At 42.0% G+C, this 19379-nt stretch carries 17 protein-coding genes, 3 tRNA genes and 1 pseudogene; 9 read left to right on the plus strand and 12 right to left on the minus strand.

Features of this window, described 5'->3' with window-relative positions:
* Positions 1–282: 282 nt before the first annotated feature.
* The 4 genes and pseudogenes from dapA (at position 283) to IEY48_RS12690 (ending at position 6853) form a co-directional block, all read left to right on the plus strand.
* A complete protein-coding gene (gene dapA, locus IEY48_RS12675) occupies positions 283–1164 on the plus strand; it encodes a 4-hydroxy-tetrahydrodipicolinate synthase (protein ID WP_188920855.1) in 882 nt (293 codons plus the stop codon).
* A gap of 7 nt (positions 1165–1171) precedes the next feature.
* Positions 1172–2263: pseudogene (gene bamC / locus IEY48_RS12680) on the plus strand (NlpB/DapX family lipoprotein); the annotation flags it as partial.
* Between the two features lie 415 nt (positions 2264–2678).
* Positions 2679–3761, plus strand: a complete 1083-nt coding sequence (locus tag IEY48_RS12685) for an efflux RND transporter periplasmic adaptor subunit (protein WP_188920860.1) — start codon at positions 2679–2681, stop codon at positions 3759–3761.
* On the plus strand, positions 3758–6853 hold the full coding sequence (locus IEY48_RS12690) for an efflux RND transporter permease subunit (RefSeq protein WP_188920862.1): 3096 nt from the start codon (positions 3758–3760) through the stop codon (positions 6851–6853). The genes IEY48_RS12685 and IEY48_RS12690 overlap by 4 nt, the downstream gene beginning before the upstream one ends.
* On the opposite strand, the gene IEY48_RS20435 is transcribed toward IEY48_RS12690, so the two are convergent.
* From IEY48_RS20435 to fadE, 3 genes are all read right to left on the minus strand, one after another.
* Positions 6850–7041, minus strand: coding sequence for a hypothetical protein (locus IEY48_RS20435; RefSeq protein ID WP_229786440.1), 192 nt, complete (start codon positions 7039–7041; stop codon positions 6850–6852). The two genes, IEY48_RS12690 and IEY48_RS20435, sit on opposite strands and share 4 nt — an antisense overlap.
* A gap of 3 nt (positions 7042–7044) precedes the next feature.
* Positions 7045–7479 carry a PaaI family thioesterase gene (locus IEY48_RS12695; protein ID WP_229786446.1) on the minus strand — a complete coding sequence of 145 codons (435 nt, stop codon included), beginning with the start codon at positions 7477–7479 and terminating at the stop codon, positions 7045–7047.
* A gap of 89 nt (positions 7480–7568) precedes the next feature.
* Positions 7569–10016, minus strand: a complete 2448-nt coding sequence (gene fadE, locus IEY48_RS12700; RefSeq protein WP_188920865.1) for an acyl-CoA dehydrogenase FadE — start codon at positions 10014–10016, stop codon at positions 7569–7571.
* A 259-nt stretch (positions 10017–10275) separates the two neighbouring features.
* On the opposite strand from fadE, the gene IEY48_RS12705 reads away from it, so the two are divergent.
* Positions 10276–11052, plus strand: a complete 777-nt coding sequence (locus tag IEY48_RS12705; RefSeq protein WP_188920867.1) for a class II glutamine amidotransferase — start codon at positions 10276–10278, stop codon at positions 11050–11052.
* Here the strand turns inward: IEY48_RS12705 and IEY48_RS12710 are convergent.
* The 3 genes from IEY48_RS12710 to trhA form a co-directional block, all read right to left on the minus strand.
* Entirely contained in the window at positions 11038–12036 is a 999-nt protein-coding gene (locus IEY48_RS12710; protein ID WP_229786442.1) for a DUF3108 domain-containing protein, read from the minus strand. The two genes, IEY48_RS12705 and IEY48_RS12710, sit on opposite strands and share 15 nt — an antisense overlap.
* A gap of 42 nt (positions 12037–12078) precedes the next feature.
* Positions 12079–12423, minus strand: coding sequence for an MGMT family protein (locus IEY48_RS12715; protein ID WP_188920869.1), 345 nt, complete (start codon positions 12421–12423; stop codon positions 12079–12081).
* A 100-nt stretch (positions 12424–12523) separates the two neighbouring features.
* Complete coding sequence (trhA, locus tag IEY48_RS12720) at positions 12524–13207, minus strand: PAQR family membrane homeostasis protein TrhA (RefSeq protein ID WP_188920871.1); 684 nt, start codon at positions 13205–13207, stop codon at positions 12524–12526.
* Positions 13208–13560: 353 nt separating this feature from the next.
* On the opposite strand from trhA, the gene IEY48_RS12725 reads away from it, so the two are divergent.
* Positions 13561–14055: a hypothetical protein gene (locus IEY48_RS12725; RefSeq protein WP_188920873.1), complete on the plus strand. Its 495-nt coding sequence runs from the start codon at positions 13561–13563 to the stop codon at positions 14053–14055.
* Between the two features lie 26 nt (positions 14056–14081).
* Here the strand turns inward: IEY48_RS12725 and rrtA are convergent, their stop codons facing one another.
* Positions 14082–14663 (minus strand): rhombosortase, encoded by a 582-nt coding sequence (gene rrtA, locus IEY48_RS12730; RefSeq protein WP_188920939.1) that lies wholly within the window; start codon positions 14661–14663, stop codon positions 14082–14084.
* Positions 14664–14833: 170 nt separating this feature from the next.
* Positions 14834–15550: a 7-cyano-7-deazaguanine synthase QueC gene (gene queC / locus IEY48_RS12735; protein WP_188920875.1), complete on the minus strand. Its 717-nt coding sequence runs from the start codon at positions 15548–15550 to the stop codon at positions 14834–14836.
* Positions 15551–15754: 204 nt separating this feature from the next.
* Between queC and queE the strand changes: the two genes are divergently transcribed.
* Positions 15755–16423 carry a 7-carboxy-7-deazaguanine synthase QueE gene (gene queE / locus IEY48_RS12740; protein ID WP_188920877.1) on the plus strand — a complete coding sequence of 223 codons (669 nt, stop codon included), beginning with the start codon at positions 15755–15757 and terminating at the stop codon, positions 16421–16423.
* Positions 16424–16540: 117 nt separating this feature from the next.
* Here queE and IEY48_RS12745 read toward each other — a convergent pair whose 3' ends face one another.
* From IEY48_RS12745 to IEY48_RS12760, 4 genes are all read right to left on the minus strand, one after another.
* A complete protein-coding gene (locus IEY48_RS12745; RefSeq protein ID WP_188920879.1) occupies positions 16541–17602 on the minus strand; it encodes a PLP-dependent cysteine synthase family protein in 1062 nt (353 codons plus the stop codon).
* A gap of 195 nt (positions 17603–17797) precedes the next feature.
* Positions 17798–17882: transfer RNA gene (locus IEY48_RS12750), tRNA-Tyr, on the minus strand.
* 28 nt (positions 17883–17910) lie between these two features.
* Positions 17911–17995: transfer RNA gene (locus tag IEY48_RS12755), tRNA-Tyr, on the minus strand.
* Positions 17996–18092: 97 nt separating this feature from the next.
* Positions 18093–18177: transfer RNA gene (locus IEY48_RS12760), tRNA-Tyr, on the minus strand.
* Between the two features lie 125 nt (positions 18178–18302).
* On the opposite strand from IEY48_RS12760, the gene IEY48_RS12765 reads away from it, so the two are divergent.
* Both IEY48_RS12765 and IEY48_RS12770 read left to right on the plus strand, forming a co-directional pair.
* Positions 18303–18800 (plus strand): VC2046/SO_2500 family protein, encoded by a 498-nt coding sequence (locus tag IEY48_RS12765; RefSeq protein WP_188920881.1) that lies wholly within the window; start codon positions 18303–18305, stop codon positions 18798–18800.
* A 101-nt stretch (positions 18801–18901) separates the two neighbouring features.
* Positions 18902–19192 (plus strand): DUF406 family protein, encoded by a 291-nt coding sequence (locus IEY48_RS12770; RefSeq protein ID WP_188920883.1) that lies wholly within the window; start codon positions 18902–18904, stop codon positions 19190–19192.
* Positions 19193–19379: the final 187 nt, after the last annotated feature.

The following is a 19379-nucleotide window of genomic DNA, read 5'->3' on the forward strand; positions in this document are numbered from 1 at the left end:
AAAAGTCGATAACGCAGTAAAAATGGCCAACAAACGCTACCCGAAGGGTTCGGCTAAAAACGTTTTACTCTTTGTTGAAAGGATCTTGCTTAGATGACTAGGCATCAATCCATTCGCCTCGATTAACACGTGTTTAACTCGAACAAAATTTAACTAGCAAAGAACAACAGGCCCCAGTATAAAGAACTGAAGTGAGTTATTTCGGAGATTGCTTGCCGTAGTGCTTGTCATTAGTGGTTGGCATCAGTAACATAGCGAATCCTGAAAACTTGGGGAAGATAGATGATAAACGGAAGCATCGTAGCCTTAATCACACCAATGAATAGTGATGGCACAATAGATTATGCAAGCCTTGAACGGCTTGTTGAGTTTCATATCGAAGAAGGCACAGATGCCATCGTGGCAGTCGGTACGACCGGTGAGTCGGCGACGTTGCCAATGAAAGAGCATGCTGCTGTAGTGGCTCAAACCGTTAAATTTGCCTCAGGTAGAGTTCCTGTAATTGGCGGTAACGGCGCTAACGCGACCGCAGAAGCCATTGAATTAACAAAGTCTCTGCAAGATACCGGTGTTGCTGCAATGCTCGGTGTAACCCCATATTACAACAAGCCTACGCCTAAGGGATTAATTGCCCATTACAAGGCCGTAGCTGCGTGTACTGATATTCCGCAGATTTTATACAATGTACCAGGGCGTACTGCCGTGGACATGAAACCAGAAACCGTGGCTGAATTAGCCGGCGTAAGTAACATTATTGGCGTAAAAGAAGCCACTGGCGATGTCAGCCGTGTTGCACGTTTACGTGAACTGTGTGGCGAAGACTTTTTGCTTTACAGCGGCGACGATGGTACTGCTCGTGAGTTTTTATTACTTGGCGGTAATGGTGTTATTTCGGTGGCAAACAATGTGGTTCCACGTGCGTTTAAAGCCATGTGTGATGCTGCATTAGCCAAAGATGCCCAATTAGCTAAAACGATAGATGAGCCGTTAACTGGGTTATACAGTTCTTTATTTTGTGAAGCCAACCCAATCCCAGTGAAATGGGCTGTTCACCACATGGGCTTAATCTCTCATGGTCATATTCGTTTGCCTTTAACTGAACTTTCTGAGCAGTTTCATGGTCTGTTAATAGAAACAATGAAACAAGCCCAGATAAAGGTATAATAAATTCATGTTAAAGAAAGTCACTCCGTTACTTCTTGTTGCAGCTGTTTCAGCTTGCAGTACCCCAATTGAGCGTCGTCAGGCCAATGGCACTGACGATTTTCTCAATGCCGAAACCACACCCAAATTAACGATCCCTGAAGGCTTAAATTCACCAACTTACAGCAAAGAGTATGACATTCCATCTGTTGGCACTAAGTCAGATAAATCGATAATTGGTAAAAAACTTGATATTCGTGCGCCATTGCAGGTTTTACCTATGGCTGAAGGCACTCATATTGAAGAAACCAGTGACAATATCCGTGTTGTGATTGATTCAATTGAAAGTACTACAGATCTAAAGCAGGAAGTCTTTGATGTTATCAAAGGTTACTTATTGAAGAACAATATGGCTATTCGTACTGAAGATTACGGATCAGGTGTAATTGAAACTGATTGGATTGAACACCAAGAAGTGATCGAGTCAAACTGGTGGGGCAGTGATAAAGTCTACACACTGCGTCAACGTTATAGCTATAACATTGATGTTAAACCGCATGGTCGCTCAGGCAGTGTGATGATTAATTTGCTCGAACATGAAGAGTTCTATAACGGTGAGGATCAAAAAATCTTACTGAGCGGTGACGATAAACGTCGTTACACCACCGATATGCTTAACAATGCCATTAGTTATATGAGCATTGAGCGTGACCGAGCAATCCGTGCTGCACGTATTAAACAAAGCCTAGGGATTAAAGTTGATTTAATCACTGGCGGTGTTGATGACCCAGCATATTGGTTAGCGGATGCGAATTATAATTCTGTTTGGAATCGTTTACGTATAGTGCTGCCAGAAATGGGCTTTGATATTGTCGATATGGATAACAGCAAAGGCTTGTTCTTCATTAGTTTAGAAGAAAGCGGTGGTTTCTGGAGCTCGTTATGGGCCGAAGAAAAGCTTACATTGAAAAAGGGCAACTATCGCTTATTGCTTGAAGAGACTGATAATCCAGAGCAAACAAAAATCTTACTACACGATGTAGAAGATAATGAACTAAGCAATGAAGCAATCACCGAAGTGTATCAGGTGCTATCTGACTTAATGCAAGAAGATCGTAAGCCAGTTGGTGATAGCCAACAACAAGCTCCTGTTCAACGTGAAGAGCGTGGTGAAGGTGGTAAGAAGGGCGGTCAAAGACCTTAAGTGATTTAATCAATAGATTAAAAAAGACGCAGTTATGCGTCTTTTTTTTTGAGCTAATTGTCACAATATGTGTCGATTGTAAGCTATTTGTAACAAGTTGACCTGTAATTATGGGCGTCAAATCAAGGTTTATGCGTTTTTATGCAACATTTATGCGTTAATGTTGCGTAACGTGTGTTTTTGTTGCATAAATCAACATGGTGAACCGGTTTTAACGTAAATTCGTAATATGTTGGCGCAAGTAAAACGCCTTGAAGCACGCGGTTTGCTGAGTACAATCTCTGTTATTAATAATAAATATTCATTTTCCCTGGATGGTTACGGACAAACAATGAAAAAAATACTCTTACTGATCGCCATAGTTGTAATTGCGCTGTTAGGTTACAACTCATTTGTGCCTCAAAAGACTCAAACTCAACGGCCAAGACCAATACCAAACGTAGTGGTGGCAAAAGTTGAAGTGATGCCGATCCGTGATGAAGTTGAAGCCTTAGGTACTGGCAGAGCATATGAATCGATTATCGTGACATCTAAAGTGTCTGAAATCGTAAATGAAATTAATTTTGATGATGGTGACATCGTTAAAAAAGGTGCCGTGTTAGTGCGGTTACGTAACGATGAACAAAAAGCCAAAGTGGTTGCGGCAGAAGTTAAATTAACGGAAAACCTACGCGAACTTGACCGTATTCGTTCATTGGTAAGCAGTAAAACCATTGCAGAATTAGAGCGTGACCGTTTACAAAGCCTTATTGACACCACCCGTGCTGAAGTTGCGCAAGCGAAAGCGGCCTTAAACGATCGGATTATTTCAGCACCTTTTGCAGGGCGTCTCGGTTTACGTCAGGTCAGTATGGGCAGTTTGGTCACTCCAGGTGAGCAAATAAGCACCTTAGATGATGTCAGTAAAATCAAATTAGACTTCTCTGTACCTGAGCGGTTTATTCAAGAGTTACAACCAGGCAAATTAGTCGAAGCACGCGCAGTTGCTTATCCTGATCGTATATTCAAAGGGGTTGTGACTTCGATAGACAGTCGAGTCAATCCTCAAACTCGTGCGGTGATTGTTCGTGCCGTGCTACCAAACTCAGATCTTAGCTTACTTCCAGGTATGCTAATGAAAGTGAAGCTGATTAAACAAAGCCGCGAAGCACTTTTATTACCTGAAGCGGCCATCATTCCAATTCAAAGTAAACACTTTGTTTATGTTGTTGGTGCAGACAATAAAGTGGTTCAGCAGCAAGTGACACTAGGGATCCGTTCAAAAGGTTGGGCTGAAATTACTGAAGGGCTCGAGATTGGCCAACAAGTGATTATTCGCGGTATTTTAAAAGTACGTCCGGGTGATGAAGTTAAAGTTCAACAAGCAGAAAACTTTAAATTTGCCCAAGTCGAAGATATGGAGAAGTCAGCATGATATTAACTGACTTATCTGTTAAACGGCCAGTTTTTGCATCTGTAATCAGCATTTTATTAATTGTATTGGGCTTAGTGTCATTTGGTAAGTTGCCGCTGCGCGAATACCCCAATATCGACCCACCGATTGTGTCGGTTGAAACCAGCTACCGTGGGGCGAGTGCTTCAGTGGTAGAAAGCCGTATTACCCAGCTGATTGAAGATAAAATCAGTGGTGTTGAAGGTATCCGCCAAATCAGTTCATCAAGCAGCGATGGCCGCTCAAACGTGACGATTGAGTTTGATATTAATCGTGATATTGAAGCCGCGACCAACGATGTACGCGACAGAATTTCGGGGTTATTAGAACAGTTACCAGAAGAAGCCGATTCACCGTCTATTTACAAAGCTAACGGCAGTGATGAAGTTATTATGTGGTTAAATTTGGTCTCTGATCAAATGGATACACTAGAGTTAACAGATTACGCTAGCCGTTACTTAGTTGACCGTTTCTCGGTCATCGACGGGGTGTCAACGCTACGCCTTGGTGGTGGCAAGGTTTATGCCTTACGGATTTGGATTGACCGTCAAGCTTTGGCTTCACGCAACCTTACCGTGTCTGATGTTGAAGATGCATTACGCTCTGAAAACGTTGAATTACCCGCAGGTTCAATTGAATCTAAAGACCGTCACTTTACGGTTCGCTTAGATCGGGTGTTCAAAACCGCAGAAGATTTTTCTAACTTGGTGATCACTCAAGGTGCTGATGGTTACTTAGTCAAACTTGCTGATGTTGCCAAAGTTGAAATTGGCTCAGAAGAAGAGCGGATTATCTTTAGAGGCAACAAAGAATCGATGATTGGTTTAGGTGTAAGCAAGCAATCAACGGCGAATACACTTGAAGTTGCCCGTGCTGCTAATGCCTTGGTTGATCAATTAAACCCAACATTACCAGCAGGTATGGAAATTAAACGCTCATACGACAGCTCGGTATTTATTGAAGCCTCGATTGATGAAGTGTACCAAACCCTGTTTATTGCCATGGTATTGGTCATTATCGTGATTTACCTGTTTTTAGGCTCAGTTAGGGCAATGTTGATTCCGGCAATTACGGTACCAGTGTCGTTATTGGCGACGTTTATCGTGCTTTATGCCTTAGGTTACACCATTAACTTACTGACCTTACTGGCCATGATTTTAGCCATTGGTATGGTGGTTGATGACGCGATTGTGATGTTAGAAAACATTCACCGCCGTATCGAAGAAGGTGACTCACCATTAAAAGCTGCTTTCTTAGGTGCTCGAGAAGTCGCCTTTGCCGTCGTAGCAACCACATTGGTACTGGTAGCGGTCTTTATGCCTATTACCTTCCTAGAGGGCGATTTAGGTAAGCTATTTAAAGAGTTTGCAGTGACCATGAGCGCCGCGGTGATATTTTCAAGTATTGTTGCGTTAACGCTGACTCCAATGATGTGCTCTAAATTACTTAAACCAGCCGATCAAGACCCATGGCTCGTTAAGCAAGTCGACAAGATGATGGACAAATTATCTGACTGGTACTTAGTTACACTGAATACTGGGATGAAGCGTCCTGTTATGGTCTCGCTCGTGGTGTTAATTGCGTTTGGTTTGAGTGGCTATTTGCTCAACAAAGTGCCGCAAGAGTTTGCCCCGCAAGAAGACCGTGGTTCAATGTTTTTGATTGTTAATGGTCCGCAAGGTGCCAGTTTTGAGTACATTGAAAAATACATGGATGAAGTGGAAGGGCGCTTAATGCCATTGGTTGAAGCCGGTGATATTAAACGTTTACTTATTCGTGCTCCCCGTGGTTTTGGTGCAGGAGCAGATTTCTCAAATGGTATGGCGATCATTGTTTTAGAGGATTGGGCCGAGCGTCGTAGTGCCAATGAGATTATTGTTGATATACGCGCTCGATTAGCCGATTTGGCTGGCATAAGAGCGTTCCCCATCATGCGGCAAGCTTTTGGTCGTGGCGTCGGTAAACCAGTGCAGTTTGTCATTGGTGGCCCAAGTTATGAAGAACTGGCCGATTGGCGAGACACCATGCTTGAGAAAGCCAAAGACAATCAAAATATCATTGGCTTAGATCATGACTACCAAGAAACCAAACCGCAATTAAGAGTGATCATTGACCGTGAACGCGCTGCCGATTTAGGGGTGTCTATTTCGCATCTTGGGCGTACTTTAGAGTCAATGTTAGGTTCACGCCTAGTCACTACCTTTATGCGTGATGGCGAAGAGTATGACGTGATCGTTGAAGGTAACCGCGATAATCAAAATACGGCCACTGATATGGAAAACATCTATGTGCGCTCTGATCGCTCACAAGAGCTAATACCATTATCAAACTTAGTCACGATTGAAGAGTTTGCCGATGCCAGTTCGCTTAATCGTTATAATCGCATGCGCTCGATTACCCTAGAGGCTAACCTTGCTGCCGATTACAGCCTAGGTGAAGCGCTTGATTATCTAAATAACTTAGCCAGCACTTATTTACCTGCTGAAGCCGTGATTAGTTACAAAGGGCCGTCATTGGATTATCAAGAATCTGGTAACTCGATGAACTTTGTATTTTTACTGGCGCTGGGCATTGTGTTTTTAGTGTTAGCAGCGCAGTTTGAAAGCTATATTCACCCGATGGTGATTATGCTTACGGTGCCATTGGCGACCTTAGGTGCGTTAATCGGATTGTGGGTGACGGGCCAAAGTATCAACATTTATAGCCAAATTGGTATCATCATGTTGGTGGGGCTGGCGGCTAAAAACGGTATTTTGATTGTAGAGTTCTCTAATCAGCTCCGTGACCGCGGAGTTGAGTTTCAACAAGCCATTTTGCAGGCTTCTTCTCAACGCTTAAGGCCTATTTTAATGACAGGTATCACCACTGCTGCTGGCGCTATTCCGTTAGTGATAGCCTCTGGTGCAGGGGCTGAAACTCGCTTTGTGATTGGTGTGGTGGTGTTGTCGGGTATTTTATTGGCAACCTTCTTTACCCTGATTGTTATTCCGGTGGCATACAGTCTATTTGCCCGTAATAGCAGCTCACCAGAAGCGGTGGCAAAACGTTTAGAAGCTGAACTAGCAGAAGATTAATTACTACTCACAGCAATAAAAAAGCCAGTCATGTCAATGACTGGCTTTTCTGTTTGTATTGTCTCGCCTTGGAACGTATGAGTACCATTCCGCGTTAGTAAACGATCTCTCAGCGAGAATTTAAAAGGGCTTAAACAAGGCGTATGACTGAATGAATAGTTGTTCTCTTTTGGAATGGTATAACACATAAATTATGGGCGAATAATCAAACATGTTGCGGTTGCAGTCGCGAGTAACTTGCCATCTTCAGTACTTAAAGTTCCTTCTGAAATACCTAAAGATTTAGACAAGTTCATTAAATTCCCCTTGGCAATTAAGCGCTGATTTTGCGGTACAGGGCGCACCATTTTAATATTTAAATCAATGGTTGAATAACTTACACCGGCTGGCAATGCCGAATGCACAGCACAGGCTGTGACCGTGTCTAGTACTGTCGCCGCAAAGCCACCGTGTACACCGCCCATTGGATTAAGATGGTGTTCATTTGCAAAGGCTTCAAACATCACGTTGCCTTCACTGACATCGAGGGGCTTCATCGGGATGACTTTGCTAATTGAAGGGGCTGGGATCTCGCCATTTAATATGGCTTGCATTTGTTGTAATCCAGTGAGATTTTTCATCATTATCCTTGACGGTTTATTTTACACATTCACAATTTTTAGCGATAAAAAAAGGTAAAGCTCATGCTTTACCTTTTTTGACTTCAGCTTAGTGATTAAGCTGCTTTTCCTTGCTTGGCTTTAGGCGCAAGTTGTGCACGTAACTCTTCGGTGTCAAAGTCATCAACGTTGATTGATTTCAGACGACCAATTTCAGCACGTTCAAGTAAAGCGATTTCGCTGTCGCTTAACACACCAAGCGCTTTACCTTCTGCAGCAACTTTGTCTAACCACATAAATGGTAGACGCTTACCGGCAGCTTTACAGACTTTGTCATAAAGCGGTTCGGCTGCAAGAATATCTTTAAAGGTTTGTTCTTGAATACCCACAACGTTGAACTCTGATGGGGTCCAGAACTGGCCTTTACCTAAACGGTCACGACTCGCACATGGCGTTTGCATGATCTTAGCCACTTTGTGATCTAATACATCACTAGGGCGTTTAATTGGACGACCAAATGGGAAGATAACGGCACGTAGTGCAATGCCAAGCCCCATTGGGAAGTTGTTAAGCAAGTCATCTAATGAATCTTGTAACTTGTATAACGAATCTTCTACAGCCCATTGTACTAATGGTAAATCTTCAGTTAAACGGCCATCATCTTGATAACGTTTCAACGTAGCAGAAGTCAGGTACAGCTGGCTTAATAAGTCACCTAAACGGGCTGAAATACGTTCTTTACGCTTAAGGTTACCACCTAAGGTTGCCATAGCTAAGTCAGACAATAACGCTAAGTTAGCACTGAAACGGTTCATCTGCTGATAATAACGTTTGGTTTTATCTGAATAAGGGCTATTGGTGAAGTAAGATGAGGTTAAGCCCATCCAGAAACTACGAATAAAGTTAGACGTTGCAAAACCAATATGACCAAAGATGGCTGAGTCGAAGTTATCTAAACCACGGTTAGCATCAGTATCAAAGGCAGATTCCATTTCGGCCAATACATATGGATGACAGCGGATTGCGCCTTGACCATAAATAATCATTGAGCGGGTTAGAATGTTTGCGCCTTCTACTGTAATGGCAATCGGTGCCGCTTGATAGCCACGACCTAAGTAGTTATTTGGGCCAAGACACACGCCTTTACCGCCGTGAATGTCCATTGCATCAATAACACATTTTTGCATTCTGTCTGTTAAGTGGTACTTAACGATGGCAGAAATTACCGATGGTTTTTCACCTAAATCAATTGCAGTCGTGGTCAATGTTGACACGGCATCCATAAGGTAAGCATTACCACCAATACGTGCCATTGGCTCTTCGATACCTTCTAACTTACCAATAGGTAATTTAAATTGGCGACGAATACGCGCATAAGCACCCGTTGCTACCGCAGCGGTTTTAACACCACCGGCAGAGTTTGATGGCAGGGTGATACCACGACCAACAGATAAACACTCAACTAGCATTCTCCAGCCTTGGCCGGCCATTTCAGGACCACCAATGATGAAGCTTAACGGTACAAAGACTTCATTACCGCGTGTTGGACCATTTTGGAACATACAGTTCAATGGGAAATGACGACGGCCAGTTTCAACACCTGGAATGTCAGTCGGAATAAGCGCACAAGTAATGCCTAATTCTTCTTTATCACCTAATAACTGCTCAGGGTCACGCAATTTAAAGGCTAAGCCTAATACTGTCGCAACAGGTGCTAGAGTAATGTAACGCTTGTTCCAGGTTAGCTTCATACCAAGGACTTCTTCGCCTTGGAATTCACCTTTACATACCACACCAAAATCTGGAATTGAGCCAGCATCACTGCCTGCTTCTGGGCTGGTTAGTGCAAAACATGGCACTTCTAAACCTTGCGCTAGACGAGGCAAATAGTGGTCTTGTTGATCTTTAGTGCCGTAGTGTTGTAAAAGCTCACCAGGGCCTAATGAGTTAGGTACACCCACTGTTGAAGCGAGTTCACTGCTTACACCGGCTAATTTTTGTAACACACAAGATTGCGCATAAGCAGAATACTCTAAACCGCCGTACTTCTTCTTAATGATCATCGCAAAGAAGCCGTTGTCTTTAAGGTACTGCCACACATCTTGTGGAAGATCGCCAAGTTCATGCGAAACCTGATGTTGGTTAAGCATTTTACATACTTCTTCAACAGGGCCGTCTAAGAATGCTTGTTCTTCAGCGCTTAAGCGAGCTTTTGGATAGTTATGAAGTTTGCTCCAGTTAGGGTTACCGGCAAACAAATCAGCTTCCCACCAGGTTGTTCCCGCTTCAATGGCTTCTTTTTCGGTAGAAGACATCTCAGGCATAATGCCGCGATAAACTTTCAACAGTGGACGACTGATGTAATTTTGTCTGAAAGATTTGATGTTTAATGGCAGTGCGATTACAAGGAATACTATCCATGAAATGACACCAATAATGTCCAATGTGCTGCCAACGACCATCACAATTGCCGCAGCAATTGTTGTCGATAATAGCGATACGCGAAGGTATGCCATAGCGCCGAGCACAAAGATCATCGCGATGATCCAAAGTAGGGTGGTCACTGTACTTCTCCTTAAAGCTATTTTATAGGCAGAAAATAGCTTATTTATTATTGATCTGATTCACAGGAACTGTTGTGGTCTGACCTGTGTCACATAAAAGTTAACCTTATCTAGCCTCGAATACAAGTGTTTTTCAAACAATTGTTTGAAAATTTGTGTGTTTGAAACGTTCCACTCAATAAGCATAGTAGATACAATACGTTCGACTTATTAAAATCGGTCAAAATGGCTCAATTTTACAACTATAAAGGCAAGTTTAATGTGCGAATTACTGGCGATGAGTGCCAATGTGCCAACAGATATTGTGTTCAGTTTTACAGGCTTAGCCGAACGAGGTGGGGTGACCGGACCACATGTTGATGGTTGGGGCATTACGTTTTACGAAGGTAAAGGTAATCGAACATTTAAAGATGCGTGTCCGAGTAGTAAATCGCACATTGCCGATTTGATTAAATCTTATCCGATTAAAAGTGAGATCGTGGTGAGCCATATTCGCCAGGCCAATCGAGGTTGCGTGTCGCTGGTCAATACTCACCCGTTTACTCGCGAGTTGTGGGGCCGTTACTGGACTTATGCCCATAATGGACAGTTAACAGGTTATCAGGACAAATTTACGGTATCACGTTTTCAACCTGTCGGAGACACTGACAGTGAATTGGCTTTTTGCTGGATTTTAGAATCCGTCGTTAACCATTTTGGTGAGCAAGAACCTGAAAATATGCAGCCGGTATTTGACTATATTGCCAAGCTTGCAGATGAAATTCGTGAGTTAGGTGTGTTCAATATGTTACTGAGTAATGGCATCGATTTAATGGCATATTGCACCAACAATTTATGTCATATTACTCGCCGTGCGCCCTTTGGTAAGGCAACTCTGATTGATACCGATGTGGTGATTGATTTTAGTCAAGAAACCACGCCAAATGACGTGGTGACTGTGATTGCGACAAGGCCATTAACCAACAATGAAAATTGGGTGGTGCTCAGCCCTGGCGACTGGAAGTTATTTCGAAAAGGCGAGTTAGTCCTCGGCTAATTGTTTTATATCATCGAGTTCAGATTCTGTTATTTGCGCATCATTTTCAGCTTCGGCAACGAGTTCATCTATTGATGTCGAAGCATCCGTTGCGGGCCCGTCAATCACAATGGGGGTCATTGGTGGTAACGGTTGTTCAAATTGATAAGTGGCTAACTGAATGTCGAGCTGCTTACTGCCTTTTGAGAAATGGCTTAACCGCACGGGTAAATAAGCTAAGTCAGGCGCCATCCAAAAATAGGTTTGACGTTTTTTGGCTTTCTTTGCCGCGCGAACCACTTCCACTTTAACCGTGTCGTAAGTGCCACTGTCTAATACCACTTGCTCTTTGCCCAATACTCTAAATTGATAGTCATCCACTTCTTTTTCTTTGACCATCTTGTAATCTAACGGCCGGGTATTGGCCGCTAAGTCCATTCTAAATTGTAATTGCACCATGAGCGGATCAAAGACTCTCTCTTGGTAAGGAAGTTTAAGCGCCTCTTGTTTATATATGGTGTGAATAAACTCTTGTGCTTTGGCAAAGGCGGTTTGCTCTGTGTAATCGCTGCCTGTGCCACTGCGTTCATGCACATACCTAAACGGCACAAGCTTGCCATTTTCTAAAGTAAATTCGCTGGTTAACTGGCGTTTATCAGACAGTAATAGCAAGCTGACATTGCTGTCAAAATGATAGGTGTAATATCCAGTATCGGTAGCGGGCAAACTATAGATAGCCTCACCTAATTCGATACTGCCGTAAAATACTTTATAGTTGGCTTTATGCGCCGTTAATGGCGATAAAATTGCGGCTTTTTCAAATTCGGATAACGGTACAGCAGGAATAAGTTGTGCTGCTTTTTCTGTAGTCACTTGGGCTTCTTTTTTGCTCAACTGCCCAGTAGATTCACTGTCGGTAGGCAGCAGTGAAGCCGCAGCCTGCACATAAAGTGCTGGGCTGATGCAGAGTATTAATGTACAAAATCGCGTTAATTTATTGCTCAATGTATAAATACCTTAACAGTTAATATATTTAACAACTTGAAATTAAAAGGGTAATGTCATTACTAATGTTGCCAGATCTGGTTTCCATTGATATTGAGACAACGAAATCTTGCCAGCGTTCACTGTTATCCCTTCTAATCTGAGTAACTCTTGTTGTTGCCTATAGGGTTCGGTGTCTTTAGCGAACGAAATTTTCCCCTGGCTATTTATTACTCTGTGCCAAGGTAGTGCTAAAGAGTCAGGCGCGAGTTTTAAGGCTCTTGATACATATCGAGCTCTACCTGGTAATCCCGCCAAATCCGCTACTATTCCATAAGGTAACACAGAGCCGTGAGGGATAAGATTAACAATAAACCATATTCGCTCCATGGGCGTAACTGAAGTCATGGGGATCCGATTAAAGTGGTAATATTAGCGACAAATAATAGAAAAACTGCGGCTAATGTACAACCGCAATTTTATATATGAGGGATAGTTATGGAGTTAATTAAAGTACCGTTAAGTAGATACAAAAGAAGTGACTAAACGCGCCACCGAGTACAAATAGATGCCATATAGCATGATTAAATGGAATGCGTTTACCTACGTAAAAAATCACTCCGAGGCTGTAAAATAACCCGCCAGCTAATAATAAGGTTAACCCTAGCGCCGACATTTGGCTTTTTAAATCATCCATGACAGTGACACACAGCCAGCCCATGACTAAATAAAGCACCACACTAAAGGCCTTAAAGCGGCCAATAAACAAGGTTTTAAATATGATGCCACCCAAGGCTAGAGCCCAAATTGCACTGAGTACCATGCTAGCTTGCGGACTTTGTAAACTGATCAGCATAAGCGGGGTATAAGTGCCCGCAATTAACGTATAAATAGCGCAATGGTCGGCCATTTTAAAACGTTTACGCCACACCATACTTTGGCTTGAGTGATATAACGTCGAAGCCAAAAACAACACGATAATACTTAAGCCATACACCACAATACCGCTGGTTTGTACAAACGTTAATTGTGCAGGCGCTTTGATCAACATTAATACCAATCCAACAATACCCGCGAAAACGCCTAAGGCATGTGAGCTGGCATTGGCTAATTCTTCTCTAGCACAATAGTCAGATATTGATGTTGTCGTCTCCGTTTGAGGCGTCGTTAATGTATCTGTTAAAGAGTTCATAATATCCTGTTTGCTAAGCTGTATGGATTTTCAGCGAAGTTAGTCTATCAGCCTAAATACTAAAATGCTACATTTTAGAGTACACGTGTAAGCTTAAATTGTGGTTTAATAAATTGTTATTTATTTTCAGTGTATTGAAGCAATGAGATTAATAAAGATTCACAACTAGAGAGACTTTAACGGTAAGATTTAATGCTATTGAAACGGCATAATCGCGTTATACTGAGGCAATTATTCTTGGCTTATTCGTTTTTATGACTGATAAACATCAATCGAAAAATCATCTTCATCAGCATGACGCTCAATCGTGTGATTCTGATGATTCTCTCGTTAAGTCACCCACTGAGCCGTGTATGCACTCTGCAACAGACAGCGGACATATTGATTTTGACCCAGCAATGACCCCGTTTGTTGACACTAAAGATGACACTCACGACACGCTTTTACAGCAACATCAACAACAGGTGGCTAATGAGATTCAGTTACAGTTTTCAGGTGCAATTGCGGCTTCCCCTAACAATAATGAGCCACTTTTAATTGACGTTGAAACCGAAAATAATAAAAGCTTGCAAGGCAAAGTAAGCAAACTCGTAAGTGACCATAGTTGGCTGCTGGTATTGATGATTCATGTGTTAGTGGTTGCGATGGCACTGATTTTTGGACGGGTGGATATTAGCGGATTAAACGACATTCCACTTGAGCAAACCGCGCCCAAGCCTTTGCCAGTATTAAAGAGTTATTTAATTACCGAAGAGCAATACAACAAGCTGGTTGAAAACGCACAGCAAACAGAACCGTCAACACCCGCCATTGATAAGCAACAAGTGCTATCACAATCAACTGAGTAGTAATCTAGACATTACGAGGTTGGTAGTTAAGACAATTTATTGTATTTGAAGCGATTGGCAATCACTGACCAACATACCGCACACAATAAACCACAAATAAGCCCCACCAAATGTGATTCGGTAGCGACTCTAGCCGCGATTAATTCAGTGATACTTGTCGATGCGCCAAAGTATTGCTCATAAGCCACTTTGGCTATCACTCCAATAAGCAACAAATAACCAGACATATAACCTTTACGAATGTCCATCATGGCGCCAAAAGCAAATAAGCCATGCAGCATACCGCTTAATCCGACATAGGCTTTAAGGTTGGGGTAAAACAGGTACAAACCAATGCCTTCTAATAAACATAGGCATAAAAACAATAAGACGAGTTTTTCGGGATGACGTTTGTAATGCACTTCGTGTAAAAACACGATGACCCAAAACCCCGCTAAATTCATGAGCAAATGCCACAAATTGGTATGTAATAGATTACCCGTGAGTAAACGCCACACTTGCCCATGGGCAATATCATCATATCGGTAGCTGAAATATTGATCGATAGGCAAAAATGCAGGTGTTGGAATGTCAGCAGCAAACAGGGCGATACAGACTACACTGATCATCACCAAAAAATGATAGGGTCCAACAGCATTATAATTTTTGGCCAAAATTACCTCTAAACATCATTTTTGTGTTTTGTTGCATCTATTGTTCAGTATAGTCAAATTAGCTTAAAAAGACGGTTTTATCACTTTTTAGTAATAAAACCATATCTGTTTAGCGGATCCGCAACTTAGTTTGTTGCCATTTTTTGATTGAGAGATGCCATCACCGATGCCTGGTTTTGTAAGTAATCATCTAAACCGCGTTGGCGTAACAAACAAGCAGGGCAATCACCGCAACCTGCACCGACAATCCCGTTATAACAAGTTAAGGTTTGTTGTTGCACTAGGGCGAGTTGTTGATATTTGTCTGCCAATGCCCAGGTTTCAGCTTTATTGAGCCACATTAAAGGGGTGATGATCTTCAGTGGTTTATCCATTCCGAGAGCAAGCGATTGCTGCATAGACTGAATAAACTCATTACGACAATCTGGGTAGCCCGAAAAATCAGTCTCACACACGCCAGTAATAATGGCATCGCAGCCAAGTTGATAAGCATAAATACCGGCTAAAGTGAGAAACAGAATGTTTCGTCCTGGTACAAACGTGTTAGGTAAACCATTGTTCATTAACTCATGCGATACCGGGATAGCATCGCGGGTTAATGCAGATATCGCCAGTTCGTTAAGTAAGGTTGTGTCCATAACCTTATGACTGGCTAATTTCAGTTCAACGGCTAACGCTTTGGCTACTTCTATTTCTTGGCGATGGCGTTGCCCGTAATCAAAGGTAATCCCATGAACTTCATCATATTGCGACAAAGCTTGAATAAGGCAGGTGGTAGAATCTTGGCCGCCACTGAATACAACAAGCGCTTTAGTGGTGTTTTTTACTGATGAATCTGACATGGGGATACTCATTAACGTTCTGAAAGTTGACTCAAGATAATGACCTAAGCCGTTCAGAAAAAATCAAAATGATATTTTACCTAACGTCAGCTTAAGTGCAAAGCGAGCGGCGTAAATACTTGCAGCTGGAAGTAAAATACTCTATAAATGCCGGCCTGTTGTTTGTCTGGTGCTTGGCTGGGCGTAAAAAAAGTAAGGTAAAACATGAAATATCCAGTTAACGAAGTATTTGAAACAATACAAGGTGAGGGCAGCTTTACTGGCGTACCAGCACTTTTTGTTCGTTTACAAGGGTGTCCGGTTGGATGCGCCTGGTGTGATACTAAACAAACCTGGGATGTATTACCTGAAAATAAAGTCACTGCAGAGCAAGTTATTCAAGTTGACGGCACCATTGGTCGCTGGGCCGATCATACTGGCAGCAGCTTAATTCAAGCTTTTAAAGACAAAGGCTTTACGGCAAAACATATTGTATTAACCGGTGGAGAGCCGTGTTTATATGATTTAACCGAAATGACCAGTGACTTTATTGCAGCTGGGTATCAAGTGCAAATTGAGACCAGTGGCACTTTTGAGGTTAAATGTCATGACTCGGTTTGGGTGACGGTGTCGCCTAAAGTGAATATGAAAGGCGGTTATAAAGTCCTTGAGCAAGCCTTAGTGCGCGCCAACGAAATTAAACACCCAGTGGCCACTGAAAAACATGTCGATGAATTAGATGCACTGCTTAATGGCATTGACCTAACGGGTAAAACGATTTGTTTACAACCCATTAGTCAAAAAGAACGCGCAACAGAGTTGGCGATGAAAGTCTGTATTGCTCGTAACTGGCGTTTGTCTATTCAGACCCACAAATATTTGAATATTGATTAATATCAATTCCACTTAAGCTCGTGTCATCAATTGATACTGCTTGTAAATTGATAAAGCAATGCCGCGGATAATCTGCGGCATTGTTGTATTTAACCCGAGCTGAGGTGACTTAATCTATTAAAGCAACAAACCACTATCATTAAATTGCTGCAGTTTTTGTCGATAATGCTCAAAGCAGCCTATATTGACGTCAATCCATTGCGGATTGTAATAAGTATCTAAATAACGCTCACCCGCATCACATATTAAGGTCACAATAGACCCTGTCTGGCCTGCTTGACGCATTTGAGTCGCCAATAATAGTGCACCGTATAAGTTAGTCCCGGTCGACGCGCCCGTTTTACGACCAATCAGTTGTTCTAACCATAAAATAGTCGCAACAGAAGCCGCATCAGGTATTTGCAACATCTCATCTATCACACCGGCAATAAAAGAAGGTTCTACTCTTGGTCTACCAATCCCTTCAATTTTGCTGTTTTTATCACTGACAATATTGGCATCGCCACTGGTAAAGTAATCATAAAACACTGAGTTTTCAGGGTCGACAACACATAATTGAGTCGTTTGCTGTTGATAGCGAATATAACGACCAATAGTCGCACTGGTGCCTCCTGTACCTGGGCTCATCACAATCCAACTTGGGATTGGATGCGGTTCTTTTTCCATTTGATTAAAAATAGAATCGGCAATGTTGTTATTACCACGCCAGTCAGTTGCACGCTCAGCATAAGTAAACTGGTCAATATAATGGCCATTTAATTCTTGTGCTAAACGTTCTGACTCAGCATACATTTGGCTGCCGTTATCAACAAAATGACATTGGCCACCATAAAATTCGATTTGTTGAATCTTCTTTTTTGCCGTGGTTTTTGGCATCACCGCAATAAAAGGTAGCCCCAATAAGCGCGCAAAATACGCTTCTGACACCGCGGTGCTGCCAGACGATGACTCTATGATTGGTGTGCCTTGTTTTATCCAACCATTACATAATGCGTATAAAAACAAAGAACGGGCTAAACGGTGTTTCAAACTGCCAGTGGGGTGGGTGCTTTCGTCTTTTAAATAAATATCTATGCCGGTTAATTGAGGCAAATCTAATTTGATTAAATGCGTATCAGCAGAACGTTGGTAATCTGCTTCAATTTTTGCGATGGCCTGATTGACCCAAGTTGTCGGCATGATATTACTCGTTATTACAAATGGGCATAGATATTAACCAATATGAATAACGAAAAAAAGTGATAATTTTTTAACAGGAGAGTTGAAGATTATTTTGAATTAAATCAGAAGATAATGAACAAAAATAAATGAATAACAAAAAAACAGGAGGATTAAATGTAGGAGAATTAAACGAAGAGAACGCAAGATGTAAAATGGTGGAGGGAGAAGGATTCGAACCTTCGAAGGCTGAGCCGTCAGATTTACAGTCTGATCCCTTTGGCCACTCGGGAACCCCTCCACTGCGAAAGAAGATAACAAAGAAAAGATGGTGGAGGGAGAAGGATTCGAACCTTCGAAGGCTGAGCCGTCAGATTTACAGTCTGATCCCTTTGGCCACTCGGGAACCCCTCCACACGTTTTCTTTACTACTTACTTTCTTTTTACACTTTAACGCTTTTGTTTTAGTCATCGAAATCGCTAAAACGGGTACATCTTATAACAACGCAAATGGTGGAGGGAGAAGGATTCGAACCTTCGAAGGCTGAGCCGTCAGATTTACAGTCTGATCCCTTTGGCCACTCGGGAACCCCTCCTCAATTGCGGCCGCCATAGTATTCACAAACCCTTTGTATGTAAAGCCTAAAATTGAAAAAAATTCTAAAGTTTTGATTTATTTGGTCGATAAAATATCAATGCACAAGAGTAGTGATGTTTTTATATGCAAATTGAGTCAACATTAGTCAATGAGTTACAAATAGGCAGCCGATTAAACGGGGCGGTTGAACAAAATCGTCGTGGTGAATTTGGTTTACTATTGGCTATGTTATCGGCAGATGCCCGTGACATGGCTCAATTTCAGTTAGACAAGGATCTTAATGTAGATCAAAAATTACGCAAACAGTTTTCATTGCCTCCAGCACAACCTCTAGTTGCTGATGTTTCAAGCGATATTCACGTCACCGATAACGCGCCGCTATTTCAACAGCAGGGTGCTCGTCAATTTCAATTACAACAAGCATTAACGCCAGAAGCCATTGTGATAAGAGGGCCGCAACCCGATACCATGGTCGAAGTATTAAGCAACTGTGATGAGTTAACTAAACGCAAAGCATTGAACAGTTACCAACAACATACTGTGATTGAAGACATGCACTTCATTGATCAATTAGCGACACAGCGTAAAATAAGCCAAACCATTGCCCAGCAATATGTTTAACAAACAAGTCTTTTTTTTACTTATTTGTGAGCTTGGCAAATAAATGTTCGTAAAGTTTACGTTAGCATGTGTGCATTAAACCATGCACCCGAGGTGACAAAATGATTAAACAAATTAAACAGCAACAATCTGATTCTGTTAATGATAGTTGCACCGACTGCGGAAGCTACGTTGATATTGGCGCGGTAGTAGAAGCTGATGACACCTTATTACAAGTTAACCTTAATGGTGACAATGCATTAGCACAAGCGCAAGCATTGCAGCAAGCCGCACTCGAACGCTTTAGCGACACTAAAGCTAATATTGAGCAGCAAGCAGATAGCGTTACGCTGTCATTGCAGTTTGCTTTTAGTGTAGAAAAAATGATTTTTCAATTAGAACACGCACTGTAAAAACACAAAATCAGTGGGTTTGTTTAGTTAAGCATATAAGCTAAATAGCTATTGTATATAATGTTTTATGCTTTTCTGACGCAAGCGAAAAGGAATAAGTCACGACAAAATGGATTGCTGTTTGTGGATAACAAGTGTAATCTGCCGTTAATTAAACAAAGGTATAGTAGCTATAACTTATTTATAG

It is taken from the genome of Shewanella saliphila (assembly GCF_014648295.1).
Lineage (GTDB): Bacteria > Pseudomonadota > Gammaproteobacteria > Enterobacterales > Shewanellaceae > Shewanella > Shewanella saliphila.

What these genes read in the sequence shown, in the direction of transcription:
- dapA (WP_188920855.1), top strand. Translation starts at nt 283, where the DNA reads ATGATAAACGGAAGCATCGTAGCCTTAATCACACCAATGAATAGTGAT.
- IEY48_RS12685 (WP_188920860.1), top strand. Translation starts at nt 2,679, where the DNA reads ATGAAAAAAATACTCTTACTGATCGCCATAGTTGTAATTGCGCTGTTA.
- IEY48_RS12690 (WP_188920862.1), top strand. Translation starts at nt 3,758, where the DNA reads ATGATATTAACTGACTTATCTGTTAAACGGCCAGTTTTTGCATCTGTA.
- IEY48_RS20435 (WP_229786440.1), bottom strand. Translation starts at nt 7,041, where the DNA reads ATGTGTTATACCATTCCAAAAGAGAACAACTATTCATTCAGTCATACG.
- IEY48_RS12705 (WP_188920867.1), top strand. Translation starts at nt 10,276, where the DNA reads ATGTGCGAATTACTGGCGATGAGTGCCAATGTGCCAACAGATATTGTG.
- IEY48_RS12715 (WP_188920869.1), bottom strand. Translation starts at nt 12,423, where the DNA reads ATGACTTCAGTTACGCCCATGGAGCGAATATGGTTTATTGTTAATCTT.
- trhA (WP_188920871.1), bottom strand. Translation starts at nt 13,207, where the DNA reads ATGAACTCTTTAACAGATACATTAACGACGCCTCAAACGGAGACGACA.
- IEY48_RS12725 (WP_188920873.1), top strand. Translation starts at nt 13,561, where the DNA reads ATGCACTCTGCAACAGACAGCGGACATATTGATTTTGACCCAGCAATG.
- rrtA (WP_188920939.1), bottom strand. Translation starts at nt 14,663, where the DNA reads ATGATCAGTGTAGTCTGTATCGCCCTGTTTGCTGCTGACATTCCAACA.
- queC (WP_188920875.1), bottom strand. Translation starts at nt 15,550, where the DNA reads ATGTCAGATTCATCAGTAAAAAACACCACTAAAGCGCTTGTTGTATTC.
- queE (WP_188920877.1), top strand. Translation starts at nt 15,755, where the DNA reads ATGAAATATCCAGTTAACGAAGTATTTGAAACAATACAAGGTGAGGGC.
- IEY48_RS12745 (WP_188920879.1), bottom strand. Translation starts at nt 17,602, where the DNA reads ATGCCGACAACTTGGGTCAATCAGGCCATCGCAAAAATTGAAGCAGAT.
- IEY48_RS12765 (WP_188920881.1), top strand. Translation starts at nt 18,303, where the DNA reads ATGCAAATTGAGTCAACATTAGTCAATGAGTTACAAATAGGCAGCCGA.
- IEY48_RS12770 (WP_188920883.1), top strand. Translation starts at nt 18,902, where the DNA reads ATGATTAAACAAATTAAACAGCAACAATCTGATTCTGTTAATGATAGT.